Annotated in this window: 18 protein-coding genes; 11 read left to right on the top strand and 7 right to left on the bottom strand. The window is 65.2% G+C overall.

Features of this window, described 5'->3' with window-relative positions; all coding sequences use genetic code 11:
- The first annotated feature begins 237 nt into the window (after positions 1–237).
- A complete protein-coding gene (locus tag ACNFG0_RS17450) occupies positions 238–5,139 on the top strand; it encodes an alpha-2-macroglobulin family protein (protein ID WP_416765798.1) in 4,902 nt (1,633 codons plus the stop codon).
- Positions 5,140–5,229: 90 nt separating this feature from the next.
- Here the strand turns inward: ACNFG0_RS17450 and ACNFG0_RS17455 are convergent, their stop codons facing one another.
- Complete coding sequence (locus ACNFG0_RS17455) at positions 5,230–5,523, bottom strand: hypothetical protein (protein WP_196146373.1); 294 nt, start codon at positions 5,521–5,523, stop codon at positions 5,230–5,232.
- Between the two features lie 83 nt (positions 5,524–5,606).
- On the opposite strand from ACNFG0_RS17455, the gene pbpC reads away from it, so the two are divergent.
- A complete protein-coding gene (pbpC, locus tag ACNFG0_RS17460) occupies positions 5,607–7,955 on the top strand; it encodes a peptidoglycan glycosyltransferase PbpC (RefSeq protein ID WP_416765800.1) in 2,349 nt (782 codons plus the stop codon).
- A 328-nt stretch (positions 7,956–8,283) separates the two neighbouring features.
- Positions 8,284–9,936, top strand: a complete 1,653-nt coding sequence (locus ACNFG0_RS17465; RefSeq protein WP_416765802.1) for a ShlB/FhaC/HecB family hemolysin secretion/activation protein — start codon at positions 8,284–8,286, stop codon at positions 9,934–9,936.
- A 13-nt stretch (positions 9,937–9,949) separates the two neighbouring features.
- Here ACNFG0_RS17465 and ACNFG0_RS17470 read toward each other — a convergent pair whose 3' ends face one another.
- The 4 genes from ACNFG0_RS17470 to ACNFG0_RS17485 form a co-directional block, all read right to left on the bottom strand.
- Positions 9,950–10,363, bottom strand: coding sequence for a hypothetical protein (locus ACNFG0_RS17470; protein ID WP_416765803.1), 414 nt, complete (start codon positions 10,361–10,363; stop codon positions 9,950–9,952).
- Positions 10,364–10,449: 86 nt separating this feature from the next.
- Complete coding sequence (locus ACNFG0_RS17475; protein ID WP_416765804.1) at positions 10,450–11,946, bottom strand: ricin-type beta-trefoil lectin domain protein; 1,497 nt, start codon at positions 11,944–11,946, stop codon at positions 10,450–10,452.
- A gap of 113 nt (positions 11,947–12,059) precedes the next feature.
- Positions 12,060–12,467 (bottom strand): response regulator, encoded by a 408-nt coding sequence (locus ACNFG0_RS17480; protein WP_196146378.1) that lies wholly within the window; start codon positions 12,465–12,467, stop codon positions 12,060–12,062.
- Positions 12,468–12,504: 37 nt separating this feature from the next.
- Positions 12,505–12,693 (bottom strand): Flp family type IVb pilin, encoded by a 189-nt coding sequence (locus ACNFG0_RS17485; RefSeq protein WP_416765805.1) that lies wholly within the window; start codon positions 12,691–12,693, stop codon positions 12,505–12,507.
- Between the two features lie 297 nt (positions 12,694–12,990).
- On the opposite strand from ACNFG0_RS17485, the gene cpaB reads away from it, so the two are divergent.
- The 8 genes from cpaB to ACNFG0_RS17525 are packed head-to-tail and all read left to right on the top strand — an operon-like array spanning position 12,991 to position 20,364.
- Positions 12,991–13,929 (top strand): Flp pilus assembly protein CpaB, encoded by a 939-nt coding sequence (gene cpaB, locus ACNFG0_RS17490; protein WP_416765807.1) that lies wholly within the window; start codon positions 12,991–12,993, stop codon positions 13,927–13,929.
- An 18-nt stretch (positions 13,930–13,947) separates the two neighbouring features.
- Complete coding sequence (locus tag ACNFG0_RS17495; protein WP_416765808.1) at positions 13,948–15,192, top strand: type II and III secretion system protein family protein; 1,245 nt, start codon at positions 13,948–13,950, stop codon at positions 15,190–15,192.
- On the top strand, positions 15,189–16,376 hold the full coding sequence (locus ACNFG0_RS17500; RefSeq protein WP_196154841.1) for a pilus assembly protein: 1,188 nt from the start codon (positions 15,189–15,191) through the stop codon (positions 16,374–16,376). The genes ACNFG0_RS17495 and ACNFG0_RS17500 overlap by 4 nt, the downstream gene beginning before the upstream one ends.
- The gene (locus tag ACNFG0_RS17505; protein ID WP_416765810.1) at positions 16,373–17,629 is read left to right on the top strand and encodes a CpaF family protein; all 1,257 of its coding nucleotides are present in this window, start codon (positions 16,373–16,375) and stop codon (positions 17,627–17,629) included. The genes ACNFG0_RS17500 and ACNFG0_RS17505 overlap by 4 nt, the downstream gene beginning before the upstream one ends.
- On the top strand, positions 17,626–18,507 hold the full coding sequence (locus ACNFG0_RS17510; RefSeq protein ID WP_196146384.1) for a type II secretion system F family protein: 882 nt from the start codon (positions 17,626–17,628) through the stop codon (positions 18,505–18,507). The genes ACNFG0_RS17505 and ACNFG0_RS17510 overlap by 4 nt, the downstream gene beginning before the upstream one ends.
- 2 nt (positions 18,508–18,509) lie before the next feature.
- Complete coding sequence (locus ACNFG0_RS17515) at positions 18,510–19,397, top strand: type II secretion system F family protein (RefSeq protein ID WP_196154844.1); 888 nt, start codon at positions 18,510–18,512, stop codon at positions 19,395–19,397.
- Between the two features lie 15 nt (positions 19,398–19,412).
- The gene (locus ACNFG0_RS17520; protein ID WP_196146386.1) at positions 19,413–20,084 is read left to right on the top strand and encodes a tetratricopeptide repeat protein; all 672 of its coding nucleotides are present in this window, start codon (positions 19,413–19,415) and stop codon (positions 20,082–20,084) included.
- Positions 20,085–20,103: 19 nt separating this feature from the next.
- Positions 20,104–20,364: a DUF3613 domain-containing protein gene (locus ACNFG0_RS17525; RefSeq protein ID WP_416765813.1), complete on the top strand. Its 261-nt coding sequence runs from the start codon at positions 20,104–20,106 to the stop codon at positions 20,362–20,364.
- 460 nt (positions 20,365–20,824) lie between these two features.
- Here ACNFG0_RS17525 and ACNFG0_RS17530 read toward each other — a convergent pair whose 3' ends face one another.
- Positions 20,825–21,601, bottom strand: coding sequence for a response regulator (locus ACNFG0_RS17530; protein ID WP_416765814.1), 777 nt, complete (start codon positions 21,599–21,601; stop codon positions 20,825–20,827).
- Positions 21,602–21,714: 113 nt separating this feature from the next.
- Positions 21,715–22,185, bottom strand: a complete 471-nt coding sequence (locus ACNFG0_RS17535) for a prepilin peptidase (protein ID WP_196146389.1) — start codon at positions 22,183–22,185, stop codon at positions 21,715–21,717.
- Between the last annotated feature and the right edge of the window lie 72 nt (positions 22,186–22,257).

The following is a 22,257-nucleotide window of genomic DNA, read 5'->3' on the forward strand; positions in this document are numbered from 1 at the left end:
CCCCCCCCCCCCCCCCGCCCCCCCCCCCCCCCCCCCCCCCCGGGGCCCGCCCCGCCGCCCCGGGGGGGCGGGGCCGCCCCCGCGGCCCCTTGCAAGCTCAAATGCGCCCATTGTACCGAGCAGGCGACCGATCGGCGCGAATCGCGTCCCATTAGCTGCGCATCGCCAGGTAAGCGACCAACCGTTGCGCTATAGTTGCCTCCCTCACGTACATGCTGCCGAAGAGTTCTCTCTCAAATGCTCAACAAAGGATTGTTGCTGGCCTGCGCGCTGGCGTTGCTCAGTGCCTGTGATTCCTCGTCGAAGGATGCCCCCGCACCCGCCGAGAAGCCGGCTGCGTCGGCCCCTGCCGAAGCCAAGGCGCCCAAGCGCGAAGACCCAGCGGTACTCGCCAAGCGCTACGCCGACCGCGAACTTACCGTGCTGGATGTCTCGGAAGTCCAGCTCGACGGCGCCGCCACCTTGTCGATCAGCTTCTCCGCGCCGCTGGACGCCGAGCAGGACTTCGCCGCCAAGGTGCACCTGGTCGACACGGTAAAAGGTAAGCTCGATGGTGCCTGGGAGCTTTCCGACAATCAGATGGAACTGCGCCTGCGTCACCTGGAGCCGCAGCGCAAGCTGGTGCTCACCGTCGACAAGGGCCTGCTGGCGGTCAATGGCAAACGCCTGGAGGCCGAGTCGGTTAGCCGCCTGGAAACCCGCGACATGCAACCGACCGTGGGCTTCGCCAGTCGCGGCTCGCTGTTGCCCACCCGCCTGGCCGAAGGCCTGCCGGTGATCGCCCTGAACGTCAATAAGGTCGATGTGGAGTTCTTCCGCATCAAGCCGGACATGCTCTCCAGCTTCCTGGTCAACTGGGGGCGCAACAGCAGCCTGTACTACTACCAGTCCAAGGAAACCCTGGACATGGCCGAGCTGGTCTACAGTGGCCGCTTCGACTTGAACCCGGCGCGCAACACCCGCGAGACGGTGTTGCTGCCGATTGCCGGCATCAAGCCGCTGCAGGAGCCGGGCGTGTACCTGGCGGTGATGCGTGCCTCGGGCACCTACGACTATTCGCAGCCGGCGACCCTGTTCACCCTCAGCGATATTGGCGTCTCCGCCCACCGCTACCGTGATCGCCTGGATGTGTTCGCCCAGGCCCTGGAGGGCGGCAAGGCACTCAAGGGCGTCAACCTTGCATTGCACGACGACAAGGGCAAGCTGCTGGCCCAGGCCGAAACGGACGGCCAGGGCCATGCGCAACTGCCGATCACCGCCAAGGCCGACACCCTGATCGCCACCCAGGGCGTGCACACGACGTTGCTGCGCCTGAACACCGCAGCCCTGGACCTGGCCGAGTTCGACATCACCGGCCCCCAAGCCAACCCGTTGCAGTTCTTCGTCTTCGGTCCGCGTGATTTGTATCGCCCGGGCGAGACCGTGCTGCTCAACGGCCTGTTGCGCGACCAGGACGGCAAGCCTGTCAAGGCCCAGCCGGTGACCGTGGAAGTGCGTCGGCCAGACGAGCAGGTCAGCCGCAAGTTCGTCTGGGAGGCCGACCGTAACGGCCTATTCCAGTACCAGCTGCAACTGGCGAGCGAGGCTCCGACCGGTCGCTGGCAACTGCTGATGGACCTGGGCGGCGGGCGCAAGCAGGTGCATGAATTCCTGGTGGAAGACTTCCTGCCCGAGCGTCTGGCGCTGGAGCTCAAGGGCAGCAGCACGCCGCTCTCGCCAGAGCAGACCGCGCGCATCAAGGTCAACGGCCGCTACCTCTATGGCGCCCCGGCCGCCGGCAACCGTCTCAGTGGCCAGGCCTACCTGCGCCCGCTGCGCGAGGCAGTACCGGCGCTGCCGGGCTACCAGTTCGGCTCGGTCACCGAGACCGAACTCAGCCAGGACCTGGAGCTGGACGAGGTCACCCTCGACGACGCCGGCAAGGCCACCCTGGAAATCGAAAGCCGCTGGGCCGAGGCCCGTTCGCCGTTGCAACTGACCGTACAGGCCAGCCTGCAGGAGTCCGGTGGTCGGCCGATCACCCGGCGCCTGGAGCAGCCGATCTGGCCTGCCGAGCGCCTGCCGGGGCTGCGCGGTCTGTTCGAGGGTGAGGAAACCGACAGCGACGGCCCGGTGACATTCGAAGTGCTGGTGGCCGACCGCGAAGGCCACAAGCTGGCCGCCGACGACCTCAAGGTGCGCCTGGTGCGCGAGCGTCGCGACTATTACTGGAACTACTCCGAGAGCGATGGCTGGAGCTACAACTACAACGAAAAATTCCTCACCCAGAGCGAGGAAACGGTCAGCGTCCAGGCCGGCGCCACGGCCAAGCTGAATTTCCAAGTGGAGTGGGGGCCCTACCGTGTCGAGGTGGAGGACCCGCAGACCGGGCTGGTATCCAGCCAACGCTTCTGGGCCGGCTACCGCGCCCAGGACAACGCCGAGGGCGGCGCGGTGCGCCCGGACCAGGTCAAGCTGGCGCTAAACAAACCCTCCTACGCCGACGGCGCCACGGCCAAGGTCACGGTCACGCCACCCGCCGCAGGCAGCGGTTACCTGATGATCGAGTCCAGCGACGGCCCGTTGTGGTGGCAGGAGATCGAGGTGCCCGCCGAGGGCAAGACCTTCGATGTGCAGCTGGACGAGCAATGGGCACGCCATGACCTGTACATCAGCGCCCTGGTGATACGCCCCGGCGAGCGTAAGGCCAACGCCACGCCCAAGCGTGCCGTGGGTGTGCTGCACCTGCCGTTGGACCGTGCCGAGCGTAAGCTCGCCGTGACCCTGCAGGCGCCTGAGAAGATGCGACCCAAGCAGCCATTGACCGTGAAGTTCAAGGCGACCAACGCCGACGGCAGTGTGCCGAAGCAGGTGCATGTTCTGCTGTCGGCAGTGGACGTAGGTATCCTCAACATCACCGACTTCAAGACCCCGGACCCGTATGCCAGCCTGTTCGGCCGCAAGGCCTACGGCGCCGACCAGTTGGATATCTACGGCCAACTGATCGAGGCCGGCCAGGGCCGCCTGGCCAGTCTGGCCTTCGGTGGCGACGCGGCCATGGCCAAGGGCGGAAAGCGCCCCAACACCACGGTAACCATCGTTGCCCAGCAAAGCCTGCCGGTGACCTTGAACGAGCAGGGCGAGGGCGAGGCGAGCGTCGACATCCCTGACTTCAACGGCGAACTGCGGCTGATGGCTCAGGCCTGGACCGACGAGCACTTCGGCATGGCCGAAGGCAAGACCGTGGTCGCCGCGCCGTTGATCGCAGAGCTGTCGGCACCGCGTTTCCTGGCTGGTGGAGACCGCACCAGCCTGGCCCTGGACCTGGCCAACCTGTCTGGCCGTACCCAGCAACTGAACGTGCAGGTCAGCGCCTCCGGCCAATTGGCCCTGGCCGGCGAGGGGCAGCAGAACGTCAACCTGGCCGAGGGCCAGCGCAAGACCTTGATGATCCCGGTGCAGGCCCAAGGTGGCCTTGGTCAAGGCAAGGTGGTGGTGCGGGTCAACGGCCTGCAGTTGCCGGGCGAGCCGAGCAATGCCTTCGAGCGGGAATGGACCCTGGGCGTGCGCCCGGCGTACCCGGCGATGCTCAAGCACTATCGGGTCGCCTTGAAGGACCAGCCCTGGACCCTGCCGGAACATGAGTTGGCCGAATTCGAGCCTGCGGGCCTGGAGGCCAGCCTGGTGCTCTCGAGCCGCCCACCGCTGAACCTGGCCGAGCAGATCCGCGCGCTCGAGGCCTACCCGTATGGCTGCCTGGAGCAGACCACCAGCGGCCTGTACCCGTCGCTCTATGCCGACGTCGAAAGCCTGAAGCGCCTGGGGATCAAGGGCGAGCCGGCCGAGGTGCGCAAGCGCAAGATCGAGATGGGTATCGAGCACCTGCTGGGCATGCAGCGCTATAACGGCAGCTTCGGCCTATGGAGTTCGGACAGCGAAGAGGAATACTGGCTTACCGCCTATGTCACCGACTTCCTGTCGCGCGCCCGCGAGCAAGGCTTCGGCGTGCCTGCCGAAGCGTTGAAGAAGGCCAACGAACGCCTGCTGCGCTACCTGCAGGAGCGCAACCTGATCGAGGTGGACTACAGCCAGAATGCCGACCACACCCGTTTCGCCGTACAGGCTTACGCGGGCCTGGTCCTGTCGCGCAACCAGCAGGCGCCGTTGGGCGCGTTGCGTAGCCTGTTCGAGCGCCGCAGCGACGCCCGCTCCGGCCTGCCGCTGGTGCAACTGGCAGTGGCGCTGGACAAGATGGGCGATAAGCCACGTGCCCAGCAGGCCCTGCAGGCGGGCCTGGGTATCGGCCGTGGCGAAGGCTGGCTGGCCGACTATGGCAGCGAGCTGCGTGACCAGGCGCTGATCCTGGCATTGCTGCAGGAGAACACGCTGGCCAGCAACCAGGTCGACCAGCGCCTGTTCGCCCTCTCGGATGAGTTGGCCGCCAACCGCTGGCTGTCGACCCAGGAGCGCAATGCCCTGTTCCTGGCGGGTCGCGGCTTGCTGGGCAAGCCGGAAGGCCAGTGGCAGGCGCGCCTGGACAGCGCCGGCGAGGTTCGCCAGTTCAATAATGCCGAGGCGGGCATGACGCTTACGGGGCCGCTGTTGAGGTCGCCGCTGACCGTGCAGAACCAAGGCAGCGAGACGCTCTACCAACAGCTGACGCTCTCCGGCTACCCACGCCAGGCACCGCCGGCGGGGGGCAACGGCATGCAGGTGCGCCGCGAGTACCTGGGCATGAACGGCCAGCCGCTGGATGTACGCAACCTGCGCAGTGGCGATCTGGTGTTGGTACACCTGGCGCTGAAGGCCGATACCCAGGTGCCGGATGCGTTGGTGGTGGACCTGTTGCCAGCTGGCCTCGAGCTGGAGAACCAGAACCTGGCCCAGAGCGCGGCCAGCCTGGAGAGCGCCAGCAGTGCCGTGAAGGAGTGGCGAGAGTCGATGCAGAACGCCAACCTGGTGCACCAGGAGTACCGTGATGACCGGTACGTGGCGGCGCTCAAGCTCGATGGCTATGGCACTCGCCACTTGCTGTACCTGGCCCGGGCGGTGACGCCGGGCACCTATCGCGTGCCGCCGCCGCAGGTGGAGTCGATGTACCGGCCGAACCTGCAGGCGGTTGGGGAAGGGCAGGGAGAAATGGTGGTGCGCGGGCGTTAGTCCGCCGCAGCAACTTCGGTGCTGGTGAGATCGCGCGCCGCCCGCGCGGCGCTCGATTCCAAAGCCACCACCGACCTCAAGACCTGAACTTCAGTGAACCACCCAGCTCAACACCCACAACCCCAGCAGCAACCAGACGATCCCGAGGATGACCGAGGCGCGCATGAAGGCGCGGATTGCCGAGTACAGCAGCATAAGGCCGACCACCAGGGCCAGGATGCTGACCAGCGAGGTGTCCATGCCCAGGGTGCGTGCCAGGCCATCGATGAAATTGCCCCCCGCATTGGCCAGCAGGTTGAACAGACCACTCAATGCGTCGACGATGAAACGGATCAACGAACCCAGTGCCTGGCCCAGCCACTCGAAAAAACCTTCTACATGCATAGTTGCTTCCTGATGATCGAATCGGCGTGGGTACCGTTCCCTAGCCTTTGGCCATTACCTGGCCCAGTCGGTTCCCGGTGCTCATGTTAGCCTGCCTGCCCACGCGTACCGCAAGGGCCCTGCGTATTATCGCCATCGCTGGCCTGCTGGTGATGGGAGGCGTGTGGCTGGCCGACCGTCTGTGGCCATTGCCCATGCCGGACGATGACCTGGCACGGGTGGTGTTGGCCGAGGACGGCACGCCCTTGTGGCGCTTCGCCGATGCCGATGGCGTGTGGCGTTATCCGGTCAGCCCCGACGAGGTCTCGCCGCTGTACCTGGAGGCGCTGCTCACCTACGAGGACCGTTGGTTCTACAGCCACCCGGGGGTCAATCCGCTGGCCCTGGCACGAGCCGCCTGGCTGAACCTGCGAGGCGGGCGCGTGGTGTCCGGGGGCAGTACCTTGTCGATGCAGGTGGCGCGGTTGCTCGATCCACACGACCGCACCGTACCGGGCAAGCTGCGCCAACTGTGGCGCACGGCGCAGCTGGAATGGCACCTGTCCAAGCGCGAGATTCTCCAGCTTTACCTCAACCGCGCCCCCTTCGGTGGCACGCTGCAAGGCGTGGCAGCCGCCAGTTGGGCCTACCTCGGCAAGTCGCCCAGGCACCTCACGCCGGCCGAGGCGGCGCTGCTCGCGGTGCTGCCCCAGGCGCCCAGCCGCCTGCGCCCTGACCGGCACCCCGAGCGCGCCCAGCGGGCACGGGACAAGGTGCTGCAGCGCCTGGCCGACTACCAGGTCTGGCCGGCCCAGCGCATCCAGGAAGCACGGGAGGAGGCCTTGTTGCTGGCGCCGCGTCAGGAGCCTGCGCTGGCACCGTTGCTGGCCCGGCGTTTGAACACTGCCGACAGCCCGCCGCTGATTCGCACCACCCTCGATGCAGCATTGCAACGGCGCCTGGAAGACCTGCTGCTGGGCTGGCGCGCCCGCCTGCCGGAGCGCACCTCGGCAGCGGTGCTGGTGGTGGAGGCACAGACCATGGCGGTGCGCGCCTACCTGGGCTCGATCGACCTGAGCGATGCGCGTCGCTTCGGCCATGTCGACATGATCCATGCCCTGCGCTCGCCAGGCTCGACCCTCAAGCCGTTCCTCTACGCCATGGCCATGGACGATGGCCTGATCCACTCCGAGTCGCTGCTACAGGATGTGCCGCGCCGTTATGGCGACTACCGCCCCGGCAACTTCTCGATGGGCTTCAGCGGCCCGGTCTCGGCCAGCGCTGCCCTGGCCCTGTCGCTGAACCTGCCGGCGGTGCAGCTGCTGGAAGCCTACGGGCCGAAACGCTTTGCCGCGCAGATGCGCATGGGTGGCATGCCGCTGGTGCTGCCGCCGCTCGCCGAGCCGAACCTGTCGTTGATCCTGGGCGGAGCCGGCAGCCGCCTGGAGGACCTGGTCGGGGGCTATGCGGCTTTCGCCCGTGACGGCAAGAGTGCGCGGATCCGCATGCAGCCGACGGACCCGCTGGTGGAGCGCAGGCTGCTCTCGCCCGGGGCGGCCTGGATCGTGCGGCGTATCCTCAGCGGCCAGGCCCGCCCGGACCGCGACCCCCATGCCGAGCTGGTGCAGCGTCCGCAACTGGCCTGGAAGACCGGTACCAGCTATGGCTTTCGCGATGCCTGGTCGGTGGGCGTCGGGCCGCGCTACCTGATCGGGGTATGGATCGGCCGCCCGGACGGCACGCCGGTGCCGGGGCAGTTCGGCCTGGCCTCGGCGGCGCCGTTGATGCTGCAGGTGCACGATCTGTTGAGCAACCGTGACAACCAGCGAGGCATCGGCGCTCCGGTGGCGCGGGTGCCGGCGAGTGTCGGCGTGGCGGCTGTGTGCTGGCCTCTGGGCCAGCCGATGAACCGACAAGACCCGAATTGCCGGCGCCAGCGCTTTGCATGGACTTTGGACGGGACCACGCCGCCGACGCTGCAGGCCGCCGACCAACCCCTGGGGCTGGGCCTGCGCGAGGCCATCTGGGTCAATGACCGGGGTTTGCGCGTGGATGCCGGATGCCCCGGTGCCAAGGCTCGGGACGTGGCGCTGTGGCCGGCGCCCCTGGAGCCTTGGTTGCCCCGCGTCGAACGGCGTGCCGCGCGCCTGCCTGCGGTAGATGACGCTTGCCCGCCGCAGACACCAACCCGTGCGCCACCCCTGTCGATCGTCGGCGTGCGGCCCGGCGATAACCTGCGCCGTCCGGCCACCAGCCGCGAGCCGTTGCAGCTGTATGTCTCTGCGCTGGGCGGCGGTGGGCAGCGCTGGTGGTTCCTCAATGGTCGGCCTCTGGGCGAAACCCGTGGCCAGGACAGCCTGCTGGTGCGTTTCGAGCAGGCCGGGCGCATCGAGCTCAGCGCCCTGGATGAAAGTGGCGAGACGGCGCGGGTGGAGTTTCAGGTCAGCGAGTGACCGGAACGCCCGGGGGCCATTTTGCAGCCCTTTCGCGGGACGAGCCCGCTCTCATAGGGTCCCTTGTGGGAGCCAACTGTCTTGAGTGGCTTGCCCCGGTCCTATCGCTGGCAAGCCAGCTCCCACAGGTACGGCGGTGTCTCTGAAAACAGCGCAGGCCTGGTGGGTGGGGCTTGTCCCGCGATTGGGCCGGACCCGATATCACCGTCGCCTGGCAAAGGCTTCGCCCTAGCCAGTCAAATGTTCGACGACCGTCATGCCAGCACCTAAGCTTGAGCCCGAGGGCGGTGTCGACGCGCCCCGTCTTCGCTGGATCACGGAGCGTTCCATGCGTTCTCTGGCCATCACCCTGCTGATGCTGTCCTTGACCTGCCGTGCCGGCCCTCTGCCGCCCGCCCTCGACAGCGACGCGGTCGCAGGCCGCCTGCCTGTGCCGAACCTGCCGGCGGATGCCTACCGCCCTGCCTTGTACGGTGTGCCGGTGCCGACACAGGCCAGCCAGCAGCACGGCCTCATGACCTTGAACGCGCCGATACCCGTGCACAAGGTGCGCTTCGAAGGCGGTACCGTGTACCTGCTGAGCGAACTGCGCGAGCATTACCAGCCGCTGGTGGGGCGAGAGGTGACGTTGGCCGAACTGCTGGCGGTGACCGAGCGCCTGACCCAGCGCTACCGGCAGGACGGCTACATCCTCTCCCGCGCCTACCTGCCCCCCCAGGACTTTGCCGATGGCCGTGTGCAGGTGGTGCTGGTGGAGGGTTACATCAGTGATTACCAGTTGCAGGGCGACCTCGGCCCCGCAGCGGCGTACGTGGAGCGTTTGCTGGGCAAGCTCACGGCAGAGCGGCCGCTGACGCGCGAATCCTTCGAGCGTTACCTCGGCCTGATCGATCGCATGCCAGGGGTGAGTGCCGAGGCCGAGCTGGCCCCAGGCACGGGGCGTGAAGGGGCCATGCGCCTGGTATTGCGGGTATCACGCAAAGCGTTTGCCGGCCAATTGACGATGACCGATGGCAGCCGCGAATCGGTCCAGGCCTTGGCAGGCATCGCCAGCCATGCCCAGACCCGCTTCGCCGAGCAAATGGCGGCGCGTGTGTCGTGGCCGCCGGGCGATGGCAAGGCACGCTTCTACCGGCTCGACTACAGCCAGTACCTGGACGACGAAGGCAGCCGGTTGCTGCTCTGGGCTTCGCGCTATCGCAGCGAGCCGCGTACCTATATGCGCCTCGCCCATGGCGGTGATGTGCGCCAACGCTGGGAGAACGAGCGTTTCGGCATCGGCATCAGCCAGGCCTTGATCGCCAAGCCCGGGGAGTGGCTGGATGTGGTCGGGCGTTTCTATACGGCGACCGATCATGTCGGCTACCGAGCGCGTTTGGACGACCGCGACACCTACGCCCGGGTCGTGTCTTTCGAAGGCGACTGGCGCAAGGTGGATGCCGGTCGGCTACGCATCGTCAGCGCGGGCGTGTATCAAGGTCTGGATCAGCTGGGCGCGCGCAGCGACAGTGATCGCGATGTGGATTTCCTGCGCCTGCGACTGGGTGCGTTGCAGAGCGATTCCTTCCCGGGCAATTGGCAGGGGGTGGCCTCGGCGGCTTTTTACTGGAGTGCGAACGACTTGCCTGACAGCGAGCGCGTGCTGTTCGGCGGCCAGCATTTTGGCCGGGGATACCCCGCCGATCAGGCGTCGGGCGACAAAGGATGGGGGATGGCGTATGAGCTGAACCGCAGCTTTCACCCCGGCTCCCGACGGGCGCGGCTGGTGCAGCCATATGTTGTGCTCGATGCCGCCCGGGCCTGGTCCAATGGCCTCGATACGGAAGATGCGCGCATGGCGTCCGTTGCCGTGGGCCTGCGCCTGGGGGATGGGCAGGGTTCCAATCTTGCCCTGGAGATGGCCAAGCCGCTGGCGGATGTGGCACTGGACAATCGGGGGCGAGAACCGCGCTTGACCATCCGTTTTGCTTTTGCGCTATGAGCCTGGTGGCATTTCAAGCGAGCCTGCCCTCGCAGACCTCCAGTGACTCGCTTCTTGCCCGCTCGACTTGAACCGTGCTGCGCAGGGCGTGTTGGCGGTCGTCTGCGCCTATCAATTCCCCCAGTTCTTGCGATGAGTAATGGCCACTGCCGCACTCACGAGCCTGGATTTCATTGCCATTGAATGAAGAGAAAAGACAGACATCGCCTGGCAAGGGACGATCAGTGCTGTTCCGATCTGTGTCCTTCCTTGCCGCGACTTCCCGTTTCCGGGGGTTCGCAGCGTCGCTGGACGGGAGGTCCTGGCGAGTGTCCAGGCCTTTTTCTCCGCGCTCGGTTGTGGAAAAGTCGTTGTCGATGGACAGGTAATTGAACAAATAGGGAAAAGCCGCGACCAGCGAAATGCTGAGATAACCCATTGATTTCATCGTGTGAATCCTTCAATAAAAACATGAGTCAGTGAGCGTACGTGGTCGCCACGGGGGCGTTAACTCCTATATCTTTCAGGGCGCTATTACGTTGCGTCGGATATCGTGACTACGGCGCCTTCAGGGCCCACGGAGTCGACGGTTATGAGTTTGCCCGAATACGTATCGTGCAGCGTCTTTCCAGGCATCAATGGCGATGTCTTGCTGTCGCTCGAGCCGGGTGCCGTATTAACGATGGCATTGGAACTTGTCAAAGCCGAAGGATTGATCGCCCTGACGACGACGCCATTGATGAATGGCGAATCGGCTGGCCAAACCTGATCGAAATGGGTAGGTTGGCGGAATTCGAGTACCAAATAAGGAAAGTGGGCATCGTTGCGGGCAATGCGAATGCCTGGATAGCCCTCTTTTTCACTGAGCAGCGGAGCGATTGTATAAGTGCCATTGCCCACGACAGGCAGTTCTTCGTCCGTTAGCCAGCCGGCCTCATGCATGTAATTGACCGGGAGCATCCTGCCGCCCCCGCCGCTCATGGTATCGGTACTGTCGCTCCCGCCCGTGAGCACGCAATTGTCATCGATTTTTACGCCTGTCGACGTGGCCGCGCATTTTGCTAGCATGCGGCCATGCTTGAAACCGAGCGTATGGCCGAACTCGTGTGTCCACATCCAATACTTGTGGCCGGCTGCGTTGGAGGTAATGTACTTTCCTGGCGCATCGAGGCGCGTCGGATAGTTGGCGATACCCGCATATTTGCACTTGCTGTTGGGGGTATGTTCCAGGTAGATGACATCGTACTCGGCAGGGTCGATACCCCGTGCCCTGGCCAGTTCGAGGGCCTTGCTCCGGTAGGCGCCGTAATTGCAGCCGTCACCGCGTGGGCCGATATCCAGGCCGTCGAGGGTCTTGCCTTCCTCGAGTATCAAGGCCCCCCGGGACGCCAGGTTCAGGTATTCCTTCAATGACGTGTAGGGGCCATTGCCGCCGAACAGGGCGTTGCGGATTCTTTCCGTCGGTTGCTCGGGGGTGCCGGTGAAATGGGTGTTGAGCAACAGCACCTTTACGACGCCCTTCATGTTTCGCTTTGGCGCAACATAATGGGGCACCTTCCAATTGCCCACGGCTCCTGCCGGGTCGTTGAGCGTCAGGTTGCCATCTTCGTCCACGGAAAGTTGACCGTTACGGCCATAGTCATTCTGTACTTTGCTGGTGATCGTGAATGTCTCGTTTGGCTTGGGGGTCATACGCCATAGCGTTTGAGAGGTATAGGTGCCGCTGTTGCATCGGCGCATGTCCACACGTGACCCATTGGTAGTGCTGAACAGGCAGATATCATCGGGCAGGGTGCTGTTCTTGAGGGTGCTGAAAACACCGGAGTTTTGCATGACCCATTGCTGGGTCGGCGAGGTGTCACAGCGATTGAATATGACTTTCGTTTTGTCGGACGCCAGGTCCATGCACTGGTCCTCGCCGACTTTGTTGTTGATGACCGTGCTGATCGTCACCGTCATGTCTTTGGCCAAGACAGCCGTGCTAGATAGACAGAGGGTGAGTAAAACGCCGAGGTAATGCCAATGTTTCATTGTTCTTTCCTTTGCAAAAAATGAGCAAAGGAGGGTAATGGCGGAGGCTGGAGGGTTTTAACTCACGTATCTATCAGGTGTCGTTGGCCAAAGCGCTGATTGACATCATGGCTTCAGCCCGCCACCAACATCCGCGGCTTTGGGAACAGGTTGTCCAAGGTTTCCAGCAAGCGCGCGTGGTAGATCGGCTTGCGGAACAGGTCCAGCACTTGCAGGCGCAGCAAGTCGCTGATGTCATCCATGTCGGCGTGGCCGGACATGACGATCACCGGCAAATGCTGCCGGGCGGTGTGGTCGCGCAGGCGTTTGATCAGGCCGATGCCACTCTCCTCGGGCATGCGCAGGTCGGTGATGACCAGCGCCATGTCCGGGTGGCGGGTGAGCTGGAGTAGGGCGCCCTTGACCGAGCTGGCGGTGTGGCAGATGAAGCCTTCGTTTTCCAGCAGTTCGGCGAGTTCGAGCAGGGCCTCTTCCTCGTCGTCTACCAGGAGAATCTGTTGACGCGAGGAAGAGGTTGGCATGGTGGGTTCCTTCCAGAGGAAAACAACAGGCATGGATTCAAGGAGTGGCAGGGGTGATACCCGTCTTGATGGCTTCCATGATTCGGTCGACCTGGGCGGAAATGTCCGTCGTGAACCCCGCCAGCACCACCGCGACCATCGCCGCGATCAACGCATATTCGATACCAGACGCTCCATCCTTGCGTTGCAGGAAGACTTTGCAGTGGACAAACAGTTTCAGCAGCATGGCACAACTCCTTGCGCGATCAAGCGCCGGTAGCGGGGGATTCGCCTGAGTGATACCCCTTTGCCATCACAGAATCGCCAACCCAAGAAAACCTGCAAATGTAAGAAGGTATTAATCCTAAAGTATTGATTTGAAACAGGAGCGCTAAGCTGCTGTTTTGCCTATGCGTCAATTTTACGTCCCGAAATAGTGGTCTGAAAAAATGGCGAAACAGACGCCCTCGGCTACCTTCCATTAGCAAGATGGTTACTTTTTGCCATCATTGTTCTCGGCAGTGGGTGCAAGGGGTTAGCGGATATGAGTAGTCGCTTGACCATGGTTCTCGCCGGCGTGTTTCTGGTCGCGGCGATCCTGGCCGGATACTGGGGCCTTGTGCTCAGCCGTCCTCCAGCGCCTGTCGCGCAACCGGCCCCCGCGCAGGCCCAAGGGACGGTGCCTGTCGCCGCACCGGTACCGGCCAAGGTCGAAGAACCCGCTCGTTCGCAGATCGTCGTGGTACGCCGCGACATCCCCGCCAATACGCCCCTGACCGCGGACGACCTGCTGCTCGAGCGCCTGCAGGTGGTGCCCGCCGGTGCTTTCCAACGTATCGAACAGGCCGTGGGGCGTAGTAGCAGCCGCCCTTTGGCTGCAGGCAATTGGCTCGATGAATACAGCTTCCAGGCTGGTGGGCCGTTGGCGCGGATGATCCGCCGCCACGAGCGTGCGGTAGCCGTGGCGGTCGACGATGTGGCCGGTGCCGCCGGGCAGGTGCGCCCGGGCGACTATGTGGATGTGCTGCTGTTCCTGCGTGAAGAGAACAACAACCCGCAATCCTCCGCCCAGGTCGTGCTTCCGGCCCTGCGGGTGCTCAGTGTCGGCGAGCAGACGGGCCTGGCCAACGATGGCCGCCCGGCGCAGACCGCCGACGAACAGAAGGCGCAGCGCAGCCAGATGGGTGTCGCCACCAAGACCGTGGTCCTGGCCGTGCCGCAGGCCTTGGCCAGCCGCCTGATGCTGGCGGCCCAGGCCGGTACCTTGCGCCTGGCGGTGCGCAGCGCCGACGAGCAGTTGCTGGCGCGCTACTGGTCCGACCCGCAGGGCGCTGCCCAGGTGGAAAACGCCAACCGCGAACTCTATCGCTTCAGCCAGTTGTCCCAGGTACCCATCGCCAAGGCGGTGGTGCCCGGCAACAGTGCGCCCGGTATGCAGATCATCCGCGGCGCCCAGGCCGACGACACTCCCAAGACTCCGTGACCCAGCAAGGACGCCGCCATGCGTAGTATCGAGCGGATACTCAGACAGTTGTGCCAGGCCCTGCCGTTGATACTGGCAGTGCCCCTTGCCCAGGCGGCCGCCAATGGCTGCTCGGCGTTCGGCGAGTTGCCGTCGGTGATCGAGATGGACCAGGGCCTGCAGCAGGAGCTGCGCCTGCCGGTGACCATCACCCGGGTGGCGATAGGCGAGCCCAAGGTCGCAGACGTCCAGGCCAGCGGCGAGCGTGCCGTGCTATTGACTGCGGTGGGGCCGGGCAACACTAGCCTGATGCTGTGGACCGCCTGCGCCCCGCAGCCTCACCGGGCCATGTTGTTCGTCAAAGGCAGAGCCAGCGCGGATATGGCCGAAGGCGCGCTGCTGCCGTCCCAGGACGAGCAGTTGCCCAGCCAGGTGCAGGCCGATATCCGCTTCGTCGAAGTGCAGCGCGTCAAGTACAAGGAGGCCGGGGCGCGGCTGTTCTTCAAGGGGTCCAACAACAGCCTGATCGGATCGCCTGGCACCGTGCCGGTCACCGGAGTGAGCCCGGGCGAAGTGCCGATCAACCGCCCGGTGATCCCGCTCGACAACAACGTGTTCAACATCGTCTGGGGCGGTGGCAGCAGCCGCTTCCTGGCCGCGATCAACGCCCTGGAGAACAGCGGCTTCGCCTACACCCTGGCGCGCCCCAGCCTGACCGTGCTCAGCGGCCTGACCGCAAGCTTCCTGGCCGGCGGTGAAATTCCCATCCCCGTGCCCAGCAGCGGCAGCGACAACGTCTCGATCGAATACAAGGAATTCGGCGTGCGTCTGGCATTGACCCCCACGGTGGTCAGCCGCGACCGCATCACCCTGAAGGTGGCACCGGAAGTCAGCGAACTGGATTACAGCAACGCCGTGAACATCGCCGGCACCCTGGTACCGGGCCTGAAGGTGCGGCGCACCGACACCAGCATTTCCCTGGCCGATGGCGAGAGCTTCATCATCAGCGGCCTGGTCAGCAGCAACACGCGTTCGGCCGTGGACAAGCTGCCCGGCCTTGGCAACCTGCCGATCCTCGGCGCGTTCTTCCGCCAGTCGACGCTCAACCGCGAAGACACCGAGCTCTTGATGATCGTCACCCCGCACCTGGTCCAGCCGCTGGCCGCCAATGCGCGCCTGCCGGAGCTGCCGGGCGAGCGTCTGCGCACCTACGACCCCAGCTGGGGCCAGCTGTTCTTCCTGGAAAACGGCAATTTCGAAGGCCGTAGCGGGTTATCGCGATGAACGAGCTGAACCAGACCTACCTGGCCATTACCCGCAACGAAGAAGACCTGCAGTGGCTGCAAGGTGCCCTGACCCCGCTGGGCCAGGTGATCGGCGCCAACAGCGGCAGCCTCGACGAGCTGCTGGCGCTGGTCGACGTGACCTTCAGCAACCTGGTGTTCATCGGCCTGGACCGCGAGCAGCTGGTCAACCAGTGCGCCTTGATCGAAGGTGTGCTGGAGGCCAAGCCGATGCTGGCGATCGTCGCCCTGGGCGATGGCATGGACAACCAGTTGGTGCTGCATGCCATGCGCGCTGGCGCCCGCGACTTCGTGGCCTACGGCTCGCGTGCCAGCGAAGTGGCCGGGTTGGTACGCCGGCTTGGCAAGCGCCTGCCGGCGGTGGCCAGCAACCCCAACCTGGGCGGCCTCACGGTGCTCTATGGCGCCCAGCCTGGTGCCGACGGTGCGCTGCTCACCTCCCACCTGGCGCGGGTGGTGCAGGAAAGCGGGCAGCAGACCCTGTTGCTCGACCTCGGCCTGCCGCGCGGCGACAGCCTGGCTTTGCTCGGGATGGAGGAGTCGTTCTACTTCGGCGATGCCCTGCGCCACCTGCGCAGGCTCGACGCCACCTTGATCGACAGCGCGTTCGCCCGTGACAAGGGCGGCCTGCGCATCCTGGCCTACGCCGACAGCGACGATCCGCTGCAACAGACCAGCGCGGCCGAGCTGTACATGTTGCTCAGCGCCTTGCGCCAGCACTTCCAGCACATCGTGATCAACCTCACCGGGCAAGCCGACAGCGAAGCCTTGCGCACCATCGTCAGCCATTGCGACAAGCTGATCGTCTACACCGACCAGAACATCCTCGACTGCCGCCGCACCTTGGACGTGCTCGAGCAATGGCGCGATCGCGGTATCAAGCTCGAACACGCGGTGCTGCTGGTGGATCGCTACCTGCGCAATGTGGCGCCCGACGCCGATGCCCTGGCCAAGCGCTATGGCCTGGCGCTGCTCAAGGCGTTGCCCTACAGCCCCGAAGTGCGCCTGAACGCCAAGAACCAGGGCTTGAGCCTGTTCGAGCTGGCTCCGCGCGAGAGCCTGACCCAGGCCCTGCGAGGCCTGGGCGAGCGCCTGGCACGGCGTTCCGAGAAGCTCCCGACACCGACCTTCACCTGGCTGCGCCGGCTGTGGGGTAGCAAATGAGCGCCGACGAACCCTTTGGCGGCCCACGCCATGCCACGGCCGACCCTCAGGCGCTCAAGCGAGCCCTGCACCGTTTCGTCATCGACGCCCTGGAGGACAGCGGCCGCAACCTGCTCGAAGGCGCACGGCCGGCGCTGACCCAGTTCGTCATGGAGCAGGTGGGCGACTACATCGCGCGCCTGCACCTGGCCCTGTCGCGCTATGAGACCGAGCGCCTGGCCGAGGAGCTGGTAGACGAGCTCACCGGCTTCGGCCCGTTGGAGGTGTTGTTGCGCGATCCCAGCGTCACCGAGATCCTGGTCAACGGCCCGCACCGGGTATTCGTCGAGCGGGGCGGGCTGCTGCAGCGCACTGACCTGCGCTTCATCGATGCGCACCATGTGGAGCGGGTGATGCAACGCATCCTCGCACCGCTCGGTCGGCGCCTGGACGAGTCTTCGCCAATGGTCGACGCGCGCCTGCCCGATGGCAGCCGGGTCAATGCGATCATCCCGCCGGTGGCGCTGGACGGGCCCTGCCTGTCGATCCGCAAGTTCCGCCAGGACATGCTCAAGAGTGCCGACCTGCTGGCTACGCGGGCCATCGACCAGGCGATATTCGATTTCTTCGAAAATGCCGTGGGGCGCCGTTGCAACATCCTGGTCAGCGGCGGCACCGGCACCGGCAAAACCACGCTGCTCAACATCCTCAGCCAGATGATCGCGCCCCATGAGCGTCTGGTGACCATCGAGGACGTGGCCGAACTGCAACTGCATCACCCCCATGTGGTGCGACTGGAAACCCGTCCACCGAATGCCGAGGGGCATGGCGAGATCAAGGCCAGCGAGCTGATCCGCAACGCGTTGCGTATGCGCCCGGACCGCATCCTGCTCGGCGAGATCCGCGGCGCCGAGGTGCTCGATGTGCTCACCGCGATGAACACCGGGCACGACGGGTCGATGAGTACGGTGCACGCCAACACCGCCCAGGATGCCTTGCTGCGCCTGGAGACCCTGGTGGGCCTGACCGGGCGGCAGATCGCCGAGAAGACCCTGCGGCAGATGATCTGCGCGGCGCTCGACGTGGTGATTCAGCTGACCCGCCTGGCCGATGGGCGCCGCTGTGTCAGCGAAGTGCTCGAGGTCGTCGGGGTGCGCGATGACGTGTATGTCACCAACACCTTGTTCCGCCTTGACCGACGCGGCGGCGACAGTTTCCTGCGCGAGGCGCCGAACCCGGCGGGCGCCAAGCTGCGCAACGAGGGCCTGTTGTGATGGGCCCGCTGTTGCTGGGGTTGTCGCCGCTGCTGCTGGGCATCGCCTTGCTGCTGTGGCGCCTGGGCCTGCACAAGCGTGGCGAGGAGCGCATCCTCCAGCGCCTGGGGCGTGCCTACCAGGCGGTGCGCACGGGTAACGCCCGGCGCGATTGGCTCGACCCGCTGTTGCAACGGGCGGGGCTGGCCCCGGGCGAGCTCAGCCTGCGTCCATGGCTGCTCGGCTGGCTGGTGGTGGTCGCACTGGCCGCATGGCTGGCCGGCTGGGTCGCGGCGCTGATGCTGCTGGTGGGGCTGCCGCTGCTTGGCTACCTCTACCTGAGCCTGCGCTATCGCCGCCGGGTGGCGCAGATCATCACCCAGTTACCTGGCTTGCTGGACTACAGCGTGCGCAGCCTCAAGGCCGGGCGTACCTTGAGCGACGCGGTGCTCGGTGGCATCGACGGCACCCGCGAGCCTTTGCGTTCGGCCATGGGCCGGGTGCGGCGCAATGTACAGCTGGGCGTGCCCCTGGAAGAGGCGGTGAGCGAACTGGCAGAGTTGTACGAGCAGGACGAGCTGCGCCTGTTCGCCCTGGGGCTGCGCATCAACCAGCACTATGGCGGTAACGCCAGCGAGCTGCTGGAGAACCTGATCAAGCTGATTCGCGAACGTGAACAGGGGGCGCGTCAGCTCAAGGCCATGACCGGTGAGACACGGGTCACGGCATGGATTCTCGGCGCACTGCCGCTGGCGATGGTCGGCTACTTCCTGTTGGGCAATCCGGGCTACCTGCTGGCCATGTGGCGCGACAGCCATGGGCAGATGATGTTGTTGTTCGCCTTCGTGTTGCAGGCGGTCGGTTGCCTGGTGCTCTGGCGCATGATGAGGAGCCTGTGACCATGGCCTTGCTGCTCTGTGCCTTGTGCCTGTTCGCGGCGTCCGTTCTGTTCGGCGTCCAGGCCCTGCGCCAGTTGCGTGCACGGCAGCTGGTCGCCCGCCGCCTGCAGGGGCGGTTGGTGCGTGAGGAACGCCTTGGGGACTGGCTGCATTGGTTGGGCAGTACCTCGCTGGGCCAGCGTCTGCAGCAGCTCGATGGCGAAACCCAGGCCCTGCTGGACCGGGTGGGCTGGCGCCGCAGCCGCCAGCGAGCCTTGTTCGCCGCCCTGCAATTGGGGCTGCCGGTGGTGGCGGTGGCCTTGGCGCTGTTGCTGCAGCATGGCCTTGCCGGCGGCCGTGTCGGTCACTGGCTGGTTCTGCCCTTGTGTGCCCTGTGCATCGGCTACCTGTTGCCCAAGCGTGTATTGGCGGTGGCGGCGTTGCGGCGCCAGCAGCGCATCGCCCTGGAGGTGAGCCTGTTGATTCCGCTGTTGCGCATCCTGTTCGAGACTGGCCTTGCGGTGGAGCAGGCGCTGCGAGTACTCAGCCATGAGGGCCGCACCCTAGTGCCGGAAATCAGCGAGGAGCTGCGTTTGGTCCTGCAACGGGTGGACTCGGGCCTGGCTTTGGGCCCGGAGCTGGAAAAGACCGCCCAGCTTCTGGCGGTGGACGAGTTCATCGACACCTGCGTGATCCTGCGCCAGTTGCTGGTGCAGGGCAGCGGCGCGATGAAGTCGCTGCAGGCGCTCAAGGCCCTGCTCGACGACCGGCGCCTGACCCGTTTGCAGGAACGGGTCTCGAAGATGTCGGCGAAGATGTCGGCCGTGATGATGATGTTCTTGTTCCCGGCCTTGCTCATTGTCCTGGCCGGGCCGGGGTTCACCGCACTGACGCGGGCCTTGGCGTCCTGAGGGGAGGGGAAGTGAATGAAAGCGATCCTGTTGTTCACCGGCCTGTTGCTGCTTGGCGGCTGCGCGGGCCAACCACCTGAAGGCATCGCCCGGTTGCTGGGAACGCCCGCGTGCGGCAAGCCCAACGCTGATCAGCAGTTGGCCCTGAACCTGGCCGACGAGGTGCTCAACGATGGCCGCCCGCATGCCAGCCTTGCGCACTTGCAGCAGTTGCCGGACGACCTCGATCAGGTGCGCCTGCGCAAGGCGCGCGTGCTGCGTTTGTTGGGGCGCAGCGAGGCCGAGCCGTTGTACCGCAGCCTGTTGGGCGGCTGCCTGGCGGCAGAAGGCGAGCATGGCCTGGGGCAGCTTGCCTCGGCCCGTGGCGACGATGTGCAGGCCTTGCGCAACCTGCAACGGGCCGTGCGCCTGGCGCCGACCGACGAGAAGGTGCGCAACGACCTGGGCGTGGTGCTGATGAACCTGGGCAATCACGAGCAGGCGCGGTTCGAGTTTCTTACAGCGATCGAACTCAAGGACGACAACCCATTGCCGGCGGTCAACCTGGTGACCTTGTCGCTGGTCGAGGACAACTGGCAGCAGGCCACCGACCTGGTGGCCCGGCTGCGGCTCAAGCCGGAGCAGTTCGCCGAGGCGCAGGCACGGGCCAGGCAGTTGAAGGCGACCGGGCGTGGCACGGTCGGTTGAGGGCGAGGAGGGCGTAGCCATGTACAAATTGTTGATGACCTTGGCCCTGGTGGCCAGCCCCTTGCCGGCCCTGGCCGACGAGCCCCTTCGCCAGGCGCCGCCGGATTCGGCTGCAGAAGCCTGGTTGCGTGTGCAGGCGAGCAACCAGCAGGCCTCGCCCAGGGTGCAAGTGCAGACCGCGGCGGAGCGGGATGCCTCCATGCAACGTTGGCTGGACAGCTACAAGTATCCAATCCCCGAGATATTCCGGTGGCAGAAGGTGAGTTCGTCGGATGATTGAAGGCCACGCCGGCCTCTGTAGGCGCGGGCTTGCCCCGCGATTACCGGCGTGGCCGGTGCCATGCAGCGCATTGGATGACTCGCGGGTAAACCGTTCTTGCAGGGTTGGATGGTCGGGGCTGCGATGCAGCCCATCGCGGCACAAGGCCGCTCCTACAGGGGCGGCGCGAGCAGGTTCTTGTGGGAGATTACCCAGCCCTTCGGGCTGCGCTGTCGCGCAGAGAACAAGCGGCTAGCGCCGCCCCCCTGTGGGAGCGGCGGTGCGGCGGTCCGACTTGTCCCGCGATCAAGGGCGACGGTGATATCCGGCCCGGCCCAATCGCGGGACAAGCCCGCTCCCACAAGGCCCGCAAAATCAAATAGTTATGCGTTGTTCTATGAGAGCGGGCTTGCCCCGCGATTACCGGCGTGGCCGGTGCCATGCAGCGCTTTTACAGGGGCGGCGCAGGCCACGGGGCGGTTTAATGGGCGGTAAAACGCTGGTGCACCGGCGACGAGCGTGGCGCTAGCGCCAGGGCCAGCTGCGTGCGGTTGTGCATGTGGGTCAGGCGTAGCACCTGGGAGACGTACAGCTTCACGGTGTTCTCGGTGATGCCCAGTTCACAGGCGATCTGGTAGTTGGTCTTGCCCTTGCCCACCAGCCTGGCGACTTCCAACTGACGCGGCGAGAGCTTCTCGAAGGCCGGCGGCAGCTCGGGCTCGGCTTCCTCGACATCCGTCGCGCGCCGATGCAGGCCCTGCCCACGGGCTTTTTCCAGGTCCTGGTAGAGCCCGTCGATGGATTCGGCCAGCTCCTGCAGCCGCTGGTTGAGGTTGCCCAGTTCCCGCACGTTGCGGCGCCGCTCGACCAGCGCCTGCTCCTGGCGGCGCACGCCTTCGAGCAGCTCCTTCAGGTCGATGGGCTTTTGGTAATAGTCGGCAAAGCCTTCGCGCAGCGCGCGGATCACGTCCTGCTTCTCGGCGCGGCCCGTCAGCATGATCGCCTCGAACACGCGCTGGCGGCCATTGATCCCTTTCAATGCACGGACCATCTCGACGCCATCGATGTCGGGCATGTCCAGGTCGCAGAGTACCAGGCCGATCTGCTCGTCGGCCTGGTAGCTTTCGATGGCCTCGATCGCTGAGTGGGCCGGGATGCAGGTGTAGCCATTGCCTTCAAGAAACTCGCATAACTCTTCGACAACCAATGGCTCGTCATCGACAACCAGTATTTTTACGGCGCTGGCGTACTTATTCACGATCAACTCCCTGTTCGCTTCGGCCGTCGCATCTGTGCCTTGGCCGCCTAAGAAAGTAGTCGCACTTTGCAATTATGTACAAGGGTTGTACAAGCGAAATGACCACTAGGTCACTATTGAATCCATACCGCAGTCAACAGGAACCCCATCAACACGTACGGAGCGAAGGGTTGTTTGTCGCCGACTTCCTCGGCCAAGGCTTGCAGGCGCTTCTTCACCTTGGGGTTGAGCAGCAGCCAGAGCCTGCGCCGGCCCAGCAGCCAGGCGACCACGGTCAGCCCGGCCCCTATGAAGGTCCCCAGGACATATTGCGGGCTGGTGGCCAGGGCCAGGGCGCCCATCAGCTTGACGTCGCCGGCGCCGAAACGGCCGAGCATGTAGCCGGGCAGGGTGAGCAGCATGACGATGGCCAGCGCCCAGCCCGCCTCGCTGGCATCGGCGCCGATCCAGCTGTGGCCGGTGCCGAACAGCCAGGCCAGTGCACAGGCTGCGACACCCAGGGTGAGGGTGTTGGAAAGCTGGCGTTCACGGAGATCTTGTTCGGTGCACAAGGCAAGCCACATCAGGAGAACAATGCTTTGCATTGGCAAATTGCCATCCCTATTCGTTGAACGGTTCTATGCTTTCAGCAGGTGTCATAGTCAGGGTAGACGCGA

The organism is Pseudomonas sp. NY15372 (genome assembly GCF_048068215.1).
GTDB classification, from domain to species: Bacteria; Pseudomonadota; Gammaproteobacteria; order Pseudomonadales; family Pseudomonadaceae; genus Aquipseudomonas; species Aquipseudomonas guariconensis_A.

What these genes read in the sequence shown, in the direction of transcription:
- ACNFG0_RS17450 (WP_416765798.1), top strand. Translation starts at nt 238, where the DNA reads ATGCTCAACAAAGGATTGTTGCTGGCCTGCGCGCTGGCGTTGCTCAGT.
- ACNFG0_RS17455 (WP_196146373.1), bottom strand. Translation starts at nt 5,523, where the DNA reads ATGCATGTAGAAGGTTTTTTCGAGTGGCTGGGCCAGGCACTGGGTTCG.
- pbpC (WP_416765800.1), top strand. Translation starts at nt 5,607, where the DNA reads ATGTTAGCCTGCCTGCCCACGCGTACCGCAAGGGCCCTGCGTATTATC.
- ACNFG0_RS17465 (WP_416765802.1), top strand. Translation starts at nt 8,284, where the DNA reads ATGCGTTCTCTGGCCATCACCCTGCTGATGCTGTCCTTGACCTGCCGT.
- ACNFG0_RS17470 (WP_416765803.1), bottom strand. Translation starts at nt 10,363, where the DNA reads ATGAAATCAATGGGTTATCTCAGCATTTCGCTGGTCGCGGCTTTTCCC.
- ACNFG0_RS17475 (WP_416765804.1), bottom strand. Translation starts at nt 11,946, where the DNA reads ATGAAACATTGGCATTACCTCGGCGTTTTACTCACCCTCTGTCTATCT.
- ACNFG0_RS17480 (WP_196146378.1), bottom strand. Translation starts at nt 12,467, where the DNA reads ATGCCAACCTCTTCCTCGCGTCAACAGATTCTCCTGGTAGACGACGAG.
- ACNFG0_RS17485 (WP_416765805.1), bottom strand. Translation starts at nt 12,693, where the DNA reads ATGCTGCTGAAACTGTTTGTCCACTGCAAAGTCTTCCTGCAACGCAAG.
- cpaB (WP_416765807.1), top strand. Translation starts at nt 12,991, where the DNA reads ATGAGTAGTCGCTTGACCATGGTTCTCGCCGGCGTGTTTCTGGTCGCG.
- ACNFG0_RS17495 (WP_416765808.1), top strand. Translation starts at nt 13,948, where the DNA reads ATGCGTAGTATCGAGCGGATACTCAGACAGTTGTGCCAGGCCCTGCCG.
- ACNFG0_RS17500 (WP_196154841.1), top strand. Translation starts at nt 15,189, where the DNA reads ATGAACGAGCTGAACCAGACCTACCTGGCCATTACCCGCAACGAAGAA.
- ACNFG0_RS17505 (WP_416765810.1), top strand. Translation starts at nt 16,373, where the DNA reads ATGAGCGCCGACGAACCCTTTGGCGGCCCACGCCATGCCACGGCCGAC.
- ACNFG0_RS17515 (WP_196154844.1), top strand. Translation starts at nt 18,510, where the DNA reads ATGGCCTTGCTGCTCTGTGCCTTGTGCCTGTTCGCGGCGTCCGTTCTG.
- ACNFG0_RS17520 (WP_196146386.1), top strand. Translation starts at nt 19,413, where the DNA reads ATGAAAGCGATCCTGTTGTTCACCGGCCTGTTGCTGCTTGGCGGCTGC.
- ACNFG0_RS17525 (WP_416765813.1), top strand. Translation starts at nt 20,104, where the DNA reads ATGTACAAATTGTTGATGACCTTGGCCCTGGTGGCCAGCCCCTTGCCG.
- ACNFG0_RS17535 (WP_196146389.1), bottom strand. Translation starts at nt 22,185, where the DNA reads ATGCAAAGCATTGTTCTCCTGATGTGGCTTGCCTTGTGCACCGAACAA.